10 protein-coding genes are annotated in these 9,746 nt (G+C 41.0%); 1 reads left to right on the top strand and 9 read right to left on the bottom strand.

What is annotated here, in order from left to right:
- The first annotated feature begins 480 nt into the window (after positions 1–480).
- A complete protein-coding gene (locus CXB77_RS05115; RefSeq protein WP_105073041.1) occupies positions 481–1,254 on the top strand; it encodes a C-type lectin domain-containing protein in 774 nt (257 codons plus the stop codon).
- 172 nt (positions 1,255–1,426) lie between these two features.
- Here CXB77_RS05115 and CXB77_RS05110 read toward each other — a convergent pair whose 3' ends face one another.
- The 9 genes from CXB77_RS05110 to CXB77_RS05070 all read right to left on the bottom strand — a co-directional run bounded on the left by CXB77_RS05110 (position 1,427) and on the right by CXB77_RS05070 (position 9,466).
- Entirely contained in the window at positions 1,427–1,756 is a 330-nt protein-coding gene (locus tag CXB77_RS05110; RefSeq protein ID WP_172452537.1) for an H-NS family nucleoid-associated regulatory protein, read from the bottom strand.
- Between the two features lie 176 nt (positions 1,757–1,932).
- Positions 1,933–3,924: a UvrD-helicase domain-containing protein gene (locus CXB77_RS05105; protein WP_105073039.1), complete on the bottom strand. Its 1,992-nt coding sequence runs from the start codon at positions 3,922–3,924 to the stop codon at positions 1,933–1,935.
- Between the two features lie 46 nt (positions 3,925–3,970).
- On the bottom strand, positions 3,971–4,252 hold the full coding sequence (locus CXB77_RS05100) for a hypothetical protein (RefSeq protein WP_105073038.1): 282 nt from the start codon (positions 4,250–4,252) through the stop codon (positions 3,971–3,973).
- 3 nt (positions 4,253–4,255) lie between these two features.
- Positions 4,256–4,483 carry a hypothetical protein gene (locus CXB77_RS05095; protein ID WP_105073037.1) on the bottom strand — a complete coding sequence of 76 codons (228 nt, stop codon included), beginning with the start codon at positions 4,481–4,483 and terminating at the stop codon, positions 4,256–4,258.
- Between the two features lie 19 nt (positions 4,484–4,502).
- The gene (locus CXB77_RS05090) at positions 4,503–4,685 is read right to left on the bottom strand and encodes a hypothetical protein (protein WP_146108696.1); all 183 of its coding nucleotides are present in this window, start codon (positions 4,683–4,685) and stop codon (positions 4,503–4,505) included.
- Positions 4,686–4,777: 92 nt separating this feature from the next.
- The gene (locus CXB77_RS05085) at positions 4,778–5,293 is read right to left on the bottom strand and encodes a siphovirus Gp157 family protein (RefSeq protein WP_172452536.1); all 516 of its coding nucleotides are present in this window, start codon (positions 5,291–5,293) and stop codon (positions 4,778–4,780) included.
- Positions 5,294–5,306: 13 nt separating this feature from the next.
- Complete coding sequence (locus CXB77_RS19070; RefSeq protein ID WP_146108695.1) at positions 5,307–5,561, bottom strand: hypothetical protein; 255 nt, start codon at positions 5,559–5,561, stop codon at positions 5,307–5,309.
- A gap of 18 nt (positions 5,562–5,579) precedes the next feature.
- Positions 5,580–6,341, bottom strand: a complete 762-nt coding sequence (locus CXB77_RS05080; protein ID WP_146108694.1) for a hypothetical protein — start codon at positions 6,339–6,341, stop codon at positions 5,580–5,582.
- A 437-nt stretch (positions 6,342–6,778) separates the two neighbouring features.
- Complete coding sequence (locus CXB77_RS05070) at positions 6,779–9,466, bottom strand: YfjI family protein (protein WP_146108693.1); 2,688 nt, start codon at positions 9,464–9,466, stop codon at positions 6,779–6,781.
- Positions 9,467–9,746 lie beyond the last annotated feature (280 nt).

Here is a 9,746-nt window from a genome sequence, read left to right as displayed (position 1 = left end):
ACTTTTGGGTAGTTTGTCCTGTCTTTTCAATGGCTAATGAATCTGTTACCGTTGTAGCTGTTGTAGCCGTTTCTTTTTTTGAAGTGAGCATTGATGATCCCGAAGAGACATTGGAGCCTGAGTTGGTGCTTACTGCGGAAGAAAGGTAGTTGATTCTGGATCAGCGGCAAGGAAGGGTTGACGTTAAGAGTAAAAGGTGATTTAACTGTGATTTGTCTAGGTTGGATCATCGGTTGTGAAACGGTGACTCGCCGATGGCAGTGTGAATGTGGTTACATCTAGGGCTTTTCTTTTGTTGTGGTGGTGGATTGGTTCCTATTTTAGTGGAGCAACTATGGTTATCTTTATCAGTGTTGATGGATTTCTGAGGTTGGCTTTAGCCTCAGATTTGAGGTCAAAGTCTCGTTAGGCAAGGTCGTCCAAGCTTAAACTGAGTTGTGTGCTAATACTTGAAATCGTATTTCACATTGAGGATAAACAATGACAATTCATAAACCTTTAGCTACCTTTACCGTAGCGATACTGGCTTTGATCAGCGTAGCTCAAGCCGATTCAACTAAGTTGGTCAATCCGAATAATTGGCACACCTATCAAGGCATAGATAGTAATATGACTTGGGAGGATGGTGAAACCTATTGTAAAAGCAAGGGGGGACATCTGGCAACTATAACTTCATCAGAAGAAAATGAGTTTGTTTTCCAAAATATTGCAAAGAATATGAGCACAGGAGGTTCGTGGATTGGTGGTTGGGATTTAGGTGGTGACAATTGGACATGGATAACTGGCGAGAAACTTCTTTATACTAATTGGAGCCCAGGAGAACCAAATGATTCTGGTGACTCTATGCAGATATATACTAGCAATGGAATGTGGGATGACTATTGCGGATCGACTGAAACAAGTTGGGTTTGTGATTCTCCATTTAGTCAAAATTTTATTTGCGAATGGGATTACAGTTATAGCCAGTACCTAGATGTTATCACAATCCCAGACGTAAATGGCGACCAGATGATGGATCAGGTAGTATTAGCTATGAATTCCGGTAATTTTTATCTGAAAACGATTGACAGCGCTACTGGAAAACAATTAAAGCAAGTGGCGTTGGGTGCTGCAACGACCATCACGCCAAGTGCCTTGACTACGGTTGGTACGCAAATATCCGTACTTATAACAAAATCAACCGGTATAAGCGTCTTGCAATTACGTGATAATACAACCCTAGCCCTCGTCAAAACGCTAACGTTGCCAAAGTAAGCCAACCCACGAACTGTTCTGTTGTTAAAAGTAGGTAAAATCAAAAGCAGCTCACCCGGACGCTGCGCCGCTTGGGTTGCTTCTTTTGGCAACCCAACAACAGCAACCATCGAACCACGCAGACAGTGCCATTCTAAATTGAACCAGAATGTTTCGTGTTGGGTTCATTCCATCATGAATGGTTATGATCCTCAGAACTTTGACATTCAGATGATGGTTCAATCAGGAAATCATCATAGTTGCGACCTTTCATCCACCAGGGCGCACGACCGGCTCCACTCCATGTTTTGCCCGAATTGGGATCACGATATTTAGGAGGAAGAGGTGGTTTAACCGGTGTTTTCGGCTTCAACTGTGGGAAAACATCTTCAGCGGTAAGTGCATATTTCTCTAGCGAAGCTCTTAACTCTTTGATCTTACTACGCCGTTCTAGTTTGCGGGCAGCATCGATTTCCTGTTGCAGGATTTCCTGTTGTTGGAGCAGTTCATCAAGGGTTGACATGGATCGGTTCTCAAATACAAGGAAGTGTTGAAAGATACATGATTCAGTTAACAAAATCATCAGGTGTTGGAATAAGGCACTCTATTGTGTTATGAAATAAATCCATTCTTAATAATTGAATGGTTTAATGATCGATCAGGAAACACCGGTTAATGATGCTCCCAATCGATCAATGATTATTGCATGGTCATTGCCATTCGTTCTTTCACTCGCATGACTGCCTCATTGTATTGAGCCACCTTGTTAAACCGGACATTCTCAACGAATTCTCCTGGAATCTCGTTCATAAAGCGAGAAGGTTTTGAATTCCATTCTCGTCCGTGAATCAACCGGCTTTCCGCATGAGTCATAAACAATTGTTCCATCGCTCTTGTCATGCCGACATAGCACAATCGCCTTTCTTCTTCAAAACGATCCCGATCATGTAATGACATGCTGTGCGGGAATAATCCCTCCTCGAGTCCGACTAGAAAGACTACTGGGAACTCCAGCCCTTTTGCAGCGTGGAGTGTCATCAACTGCACTGCATCGTGATCTTCATCATCAGTCATCTCGTTTGCTTCCAAGGCAACATGATTCAGGAACACCGTTAAAACATCACCATCTTCTATGTCCCAGCTCCGTTCAAAGCGAGCGGCTGTTTCAACCAACTGATCCAGATTCTCAACGCGCTCCTCCCCCTTTCCATCAGGTTGCTTGAGATAAAACTCCTGTAACTCTGTCTGTTTAATGAGTTGATTCAACCGTGTTGCCAATTTCATCTTTCCACTGTGATGAGTTTGAATCAAATTCACAAACGCTGTGAGTGATTCACCAACTTTCTTGGTCAAGCCTTTCTTTTCAATCAAGTCCAGTGTTGCTTCCCATAATGAACCAGATATTATATGCGCATGTTTTCGTAACAGCTCAATGGTACGTTCACCAATTCCACGAGTTGGAACATTCACAATGCGCTCAAAGGCAAGGTCATCATTGCAGTTTGCGATCAAGCGTAAATATCCCAACGCATCTCGAACTTCCGCTCTTTCAAAGAAGCGTAATCCATTATGGATGCGATAAGGAATGCCTGCACGAATCAATCGTTCTTCAAACATCCGTGATTGTGCTGAAGTCCGATATAAGATTGCATAGTCTTTATAACATCGGTGATTCATGGTCAATGTTTGACCAATGCGATCAATCACGAAACGGGCTTCATCACCGGCATCAATAGCCGTATAATGACAGATTAAAGAACCTGTTAATTGTTGTGTCCACAGATTCTTACCGAATCGATTCCGATTGTGTGCAATCACGGCATTGGCGGCATTCAGAATGTTGCTGGTGGAACGATAGTTTTGTTCCAATCGTAATACCTGCACATTGAGATAATCTTGTTTCAATGCCTTCAGGTTGGCAACCTTCGCTCCTCTCCATCCGTAAATGGATTGGTCATCATCTCCAACTGCACAGATGAAGTTATTGCTGGTAGATAACATCCTCAACCATTCATATTGCATGGTATTCGTGTCTTGGAATTCATCAACCAGAATCTGTTGAAAGCGGCTTTGATAGTGTTGACGAATATCCCGATGATCCCGCAATAATTCATAAGCACTCAACAATAAGTCAGCGAAATCAAGGGCTTTATTCTGTTGTCGTTGCAATTCATATTCAGTATAGATATTGCGCAGAACAGCTAACTTCTGATCCTCTCCAACTTCCACTTGGTGCGGATGAAGTCCATTCTCCTTAGCATTGTTGATAACGCTCAACACCCATTTAATCGGGTAAGTAGTGTCATCAATCTGCATCGTTGTCATCACTCGTTTCAATAAACGACGCTGATCCTCTGCATTAAGAATCTGGAAGTCTTTATCTAACTGTGCCGCTTGCCAATGCAGCCTTAATAGACGATGTGCCAATCCATGAAACGTTCCAATCCATAACCCATTCAATGCAGTATCAAGATTGGCTTCTAATCGGTGTTTCAATTCAGTTGCTGCCTTGTTGGTAAATGTCACTACTAACAAGGATTCAACTGGAATGTGATGATGTTCTATCAACCATCCTATTCGTTCCACTAAGACACGGGTCTTTCCAGAACCAGCTCCAGCTAGAACCAGCATATTGCTCAATGGTGCAGTGACCACTTTCAGTTGAGCAGGATTGAGTGCATTCAGATTCATTGTTAATTCCTCAAATTAAAGAGGTGCCGTAGCACCTCAAGGGGGGTTAATACTCTTCTGGTAATAGAAGAGTAGTAACAGTTCGATCCGCTTCAGTAATGATCCAGATGCGCAAGTCATCCTGTAATGGATAGACTGACAGCACTCTGTTTCCTTCCACTACAGCACGATCATTTTCATGTTGATCTTCACTGCTGATCTCTCCCCAATTGCCTTGGCGATGCCGAAACAATAGGAAGAGTGGAGATATTGCACATTCTTTTAATGCGGAATGTGCTCCATCAGTAATGACAATTTCACCTAGTGGGAACTTGAATGTGATTGACATGGATTACACCGTTGTTAATCGGCGTAAATGTTGGAATCTGATTGGGGAATCAAGTTCCATCTTGTAACGCAGGTCGCAGAGATGATTGAATTCATCATTGCTCAAAATGAATTGAGTACAATGACGTTGTTCATCCATCAAGATCATAGTGATTGTGCCAGTGGCATCTTCACCAAGGGTTAAGGTCGTATCACGAGGTTCGATTAAATCGAATTGATATAAGTGACGCATCTTGTTGATCCTCAAAGGGTTAAAAGGGAATATCATCATCATTGAATTGGCTCCATTCAGCGGGTATTGCCGATGGATTCATATCCGTTGGTAATGATTCATCATCATCACAATAGAGCCGTTGGATTTCTTCATAATCAATGTAGTCAATACATGAAGGAAACCAATAGGTTGGTTGTGTTAATGCAGTTATTTCAGGCATAACAACTCCTGATGCAATTCGCATCATCAATTGAGAGAGATAAAAAAGGGCTGACAAGTGCCAGCCCTCAGTGGGTTAAAACCAGTGATGAATTAACGCAAGGTTAAACTCACACCAGTTTCAAGGTGAACTCCGGGAATGAAATCAACTCCTAAACGAAGTTGTTCCTGCATCCAATTCTTGCGAATGTGGGTCAAGGTCTCAACTTCCTTGAATTGATCAGGGATCATTGATTCATCGTCCACAATGATTCGAGCAGGTGTCTTACGAAGCCGGATAATGATCTGGTTACTCTTCAGTTCAGTCTTGTTGACTTTCTGGAGTTGAGTTATTAGATAATTCCGCAAGAATTCGGAACGTGATTCAAGTGCCTTGCGACGATTGCGAATAGATTTTTCTGTCAAGGCGACAGCCTCGGCTTCCAATTCTAATTCACGGGTATAACAAGCAACGGCTAATGCCTTGTCCGTGAACTGGTCATCCAGTTGCAGTTGATCCAGTGTGTTTTGCACCAATTGGTGAAGCGTTGTTGGATCATCAGAATCAGATTCCATCAATGACAGAATGTCACGATAATCATCGGCAATCTGGTATAGGGTAATACTCATGTTGTTCTCCTCATTAAAACTGGATGTTGTCTTCAGGGTTCTTGGATGATCCATTGCGAGGTTCATAAGGAAACGCTGAAAGCATTCCATTGAACTCAGGATCAATTGGAAGTGAATCTAAACGGACAGAAATCCGTTCTCCGTACTTAGACTCAGGTTCAATCGTCAAACGACCAACCTGAATCCACATCTTCTTTTCAGTGTGATCTGCTGCCTGATATTTCTTGCCATAAGCAAGATTAAACACGCGCTTGTTGTCAGTAGTCATTATTCTCTCCAAAGTTGATTAAGCTGCGGCAGAAAGTTCTGGCAGTTTCTTCATAACGAAGTCAAACAATGCAGTAGGTAATTCATTCAAGGATCTTATTGATCCTAATGATTTTGCTGATGCAATTTTATTGCAATAGGCAATAAACCGTTCATTGTCCAGATTCAACTTAGTAAGTTGATTCGATAATTCACGATGTTGCGCTTCTGTAATACAGGTTGAAGATGAAGTTGAGGGTTTATTCTCATTCATCGTTCTCAGGTTTTTCATATCTTCAAGGTCTTGTGTAAAGACCTCAGATAAACCAGCCAGGCGTAAAACCGCATCACAATGTGCTGATTTGCATGACATTTTCAAAATTTTATTAATGTCACCATAATCTTGTTTAAGACTTCTGGCACCAACTCCATCTGCGAGGGTTTGTCCATGAATGTTTTTCAATTCACAACGCACCATCACATATTCAGGGATCAAACCTTGTAATAAGGCTTGTTCTGTTTCCTTCAGTGAAGGAAAGTGAACTGTTATTCCTAACATCCCGCAAATCTTCTCAGCACCGGGTTTGAATAAACTGGGCTTTGAAGGTCCACGTTTGGTTGGAATAGAACCGTAATCGACACCTTCTTTCAAAGATGACCGAATCCAATTCAGTAACAGTTGTCTGTTCTGACTACGCCGTTCTAAATCTGCGTTAAATATGTTTGGTGGCAAATCCATTGGGTTCGCCATTTTTATTGATGACTCATCATCAATGACGATAGCCATTTCTTGGCTCGACATGTATTGAACTCCATTAAAGAGACAATCAAATCGGCATTCCCGTGAAGGAACACCGATTTGATCAGGGATATCTTGGCTGACACAAATGCGTGAGCATTCATGGCGGAGGCACAGCGCAAGAAAAGTTTAAGGAAGTGGAGTAATAACAGTGTAAACACCATTATTAAACATCGTCCTTAATTTATAATATCTCTATCAATTATTTGAAAACCCATTTCATATGCACATGACATATACAGAGATAATCAATCAGAATTGAATGGATTGATTGTTACCATAAATAAGTAACCAATTTTCAAAGTCGGGGGCTTTTGGGGCTTTCGGGTGTGCAGTTTGGAAGGGCGAGGGATTCAGCCGTTAGGGTGGTGGGCACTGGCAGGGACAGGCGGCAAGGTTAAAAAAAGCCCCCAGTGAAGGGGGCTGATATAAAAGATGATTTAGAATGATGTAGAACTTAACATTTCAAGGAACTCGGAATCAGGCTCTGAATCAAGTTCGGGATCATTATAATTACTGTTCATGGATACTTTAAGTAAATGTTCTCTTAATGCTTCTAATTTAGGGCGGGCTGGTTGCACAGCCTGCTCTATTATTGGACAATCATAAGCAGCAGGATTGATTTGAATCTTTTTGGCTGGGCGACCACCAGTTCCAACTTCAATGACTTTTAACCAGTTTAATTTCTCAATGGTTTTTAATGTTTCTAAAACAATGGTTTCTTTATTTAAGTGTTTCCAATCCTTCTTAATCAATTCAGCAACAGTTAGATTATCAATTTGATGGTCTTTAATCTTTCTCAACAAAGCAAGGGCTGATACATTCTGTTGATTTTGTTGATTCACTCCATAAATCTTACGCGCATGGGATTCCAGATATTCACAAGTGGCAATAGCACGTAAGAGACAAGTTTGTGAAATCATCTGAGCACGATCATCTACAATGAATTGAAACAGCAAAGCCAGTTTTGGGCATAGAGAAGTATATTTATTTAGATGATCGATAAATGAGGAAACTTTTTGCTCGTCGTTACTCATATTAAGGACACGGTTCTTCAGTGCAATGAACCATTCCTTAAATGTGATTTGAGCTTCCGGTGAGAAATGAAGACCTGAAATATCACTTTGGTACCAATTCAATGGTGGTTTATAATGATCCAAACGATTAAAGACATCAGCCACTTCTTTCAGGAGTGTAGGACTAATCAAATTATCAACCCAGTTAAATGTTGACATAGGGTCAGGATAAACAGCGAATTGAAACCTTTGAACTAATCCATCGGCACTGCTACCAATATAACCTACGTACACTTCTGGTTGAATTGTCCCTAATAAAGAAATACACAACTTCTTAATTACATTTGAGCCACGACTAATGCGATCAATGCGCTTATTAACTGATTTTCCATTCCACGCTTCAATGATACTTGTACGACTATCTTCCCGCCCTGGCTTCTTAAAACTATCAAGTGTCGTAGCTAACTCATCGTTGTAATACAGGACTCCTTGTGGATTTTCCATACAGATTTCAAAAGTCTTTTCAATGGTACTATCATTGACAATATAACGTTTTTGATCTGGCTTTTTTGGTTCTTGGGTTACCAGTAAATCAATCTTAGCTTTTTCTATTGCAGCAGTGTTAAGATCACCTTTCTTCATTGCAGCTTTATGATTTTCCTTTGCAGCAATCAATGAGCTTTCATGAGTGATTTTATTTGAATTATATTGTTTTTCCATTGGTTTATACTTCACATCTTCCTGATCCTGTAATGGATGAATAAAACTTACAGCATCTGCCACAGGACTAGATTTATTGCTTCCGGGATTGGCAATAACTACTCCCCATAAGTGTGGATATTCATACCACTTATCCTTTTTCTTGGGGAAAACAGCGACCTTAGTTCCGAGTACAGTACTCAACGCGACAACAATACCAGCCATTGCAAAATCAGGTGGAGTGCTGTAATTGGCTGATGCTTCCATTACCCATTGCGAGATTGGATCGGGTAATAACTCAGGTTCAAATGTAGCAACTTTTTCTACGCTTAATGGTTGTGGTGGTTTCCAAGTGGGTTCATCGGTCTTTTCATACAGTGCCTTAAACTCTGCCCAATGGTTATTGGCACAACTGTTTGTAAAACAGGAGTAATCAATGCCACCATCTGAGAAGATCGTAATATGCCCTTTCTTCTTATGTTCAGGATTAAATGGACAATCTAAGATATAAACCAGCCGTCCATCTGTTTCATGCTTCTCAGTTCCAATCAGTTCAGGAAGATATTGTTTAATCCATGCTTTACGGCGCTCAATTGCCTGTAGGTCAGGTTCTTTATTCTGATCAAGTGTTGTGAATTCTTTGGTTATAACATGAGGTGACAACTGTTGATTGATAGCTTCAATTTGCATTGAATTGATTCCACCCGGAACTGCACTGGGTGACATGAGCAGTTCTGACATGCGCCATAAACTCGGATCACTACCTTTACAGGCACGAGTTCCGGGAATCTTGGTGATGCGTGACAGGTCATACACAACAACATCAATCGTTGCACCTTGCTCTTTAGGATCAGGAGTGAACTTATCCTTTAACCCTTTCAATAATGCTTTATACGGAGTTGAATCAAGAGTGCTGTCATTATCAAGTGGATAATACAAATGGAATCCATTGCCACTATCAAGACCAATTGCATTTGACCAACCTTCGTCAGACAACCATTGATGAATTTCTTTGACAACATTGCCTGCCTTCTCTTTCTGTTCTTCAGTGGCACTGGTTTTAGATGGACGTTCTGCATCAATGTCGATCATTAAAAACTTGCGTTGAAGAATGTCTTTACTTCCTGCACTTCCATTGCCATTGCCATAACTCAGTTGATTCAACATTGCGTTCTGTACGAGAGCACATTCTGGATTCAGTGGGTTCAATGTATGGAAAAAGCCCTTGGCTTGACTAATCCTTTGCAGTTGTTCTGGTACAAGTTGCGGATCATTGAAGATGCCAGAAACGATATTAGGATAACTTCCATCTAATGTTGCTTCTAAAATGCGGATTTCAAAAAAGGTGTTAATAGGATGGAATAACAATAATCCTTTAACTACTTTATCGGGTTCATATAATTCAATGTTCATATAATAAAATGCCATAATAAAATGATGACAAACCATTAACTAAGAATGGTTCTAACTGAATTCTAGCTGATTAAAAAGGCTAGGATTCTAGCTGTTTATATCTATATGAACCTTGAGCTAAAGTAATACCATAAGAATATCCATTGATATTCATGTTTTGTTATTGATACAAGGCAGTGGGGAGCAGTGGAGGGCTTGGGGCGGACGGCAGAGGCAGAACTGCACACCCGAAAGCCCCAAAAGGGTCGGGTAAGGGTTTGGTGCGGAGGGGGTGAAAAGG

The sequence above is a fragment of the Chromatium okenii genome (assembly GCF_002958735.1).
Lineage (GTDB): Bacteria > Pseudomonadota > Gammaproteobacteria > Chromatiales > Chromatiaceae > Chromatium > Chromatium okenii_A.
The sequence above is the reverse complement of the archived record's forward strand: the minus strand, read 5'-3'. Positions and strand labels throughout refer to the sequence as shown.

Coding starts and splice junctions, on each gene's coding strand:
- CXB77_RS19070 (WP_146108695.1), bottom strand. CDS start 5,561: ATGACTACTGACAACAAGCGCGTGTTTAATCTTGCTTATGGCAAGAAA.
- CXB77_RS05070 (WP_146108693.1), bottom strand. CDS start 9,466: ATGAACATTGAATTATATGAACCCGATAAAGTAGTTAAAGGATTATTG.
- CXB77_RS05105 (WP_105073039.1), bottom strand. CDS start 3,924: ATGAATCTGAATGCACTCAATCCTGCTCAACTGAAAGTGGTCACTGCA.
- CXB77_RS05100 (WP_105073038.1), bottom strand. CDS start 4,252: ATGTCAATCACATTCAAGTTCCCACTAGGTGAAATTGTCATTACTGAT.
- CXB77_RS05090 (WP_146108696.1), bottom strand. CDS start 4,685: ATGCCTGAAATAACTGCATTAACACAACCAACCTATTGGTTTCCTTCA.
- CXB77_RS05085 (WP_172452536.1), bottom strand. CDS start 5,293: ATGAGTATTACCCTATACCAGATTGCCGATGATTATCGTGACATTCTG.
- CXB77_RS05115 (WP_105073041.1), top strand. CDS start 481: ATGACAATTCATAAACCTTTAGCTACCTTTACCGTAGCGATACTGGCT.
- CXB77_RS05080 (WP_146108694.1), bottom strand. CDS start 6,341: ATGTCGAGCCAAGAAATGGCTATCGTCATTGATGATGAGTCATCAATA.
- CXB77_RS05110 (WP_172452537.1), bottom strand. CDS start 1,756: ATGTCAACCCTTGATGAACTGCTCCAACAACAGGAAATCCTGCAACAG.
- CXB77_RS05095 (WP_105073037.1), bottom strand. CDS start 4,483: ATGCGTCACTTATATCAATTCGATTTAATCGAACCTCGTGATACGACC.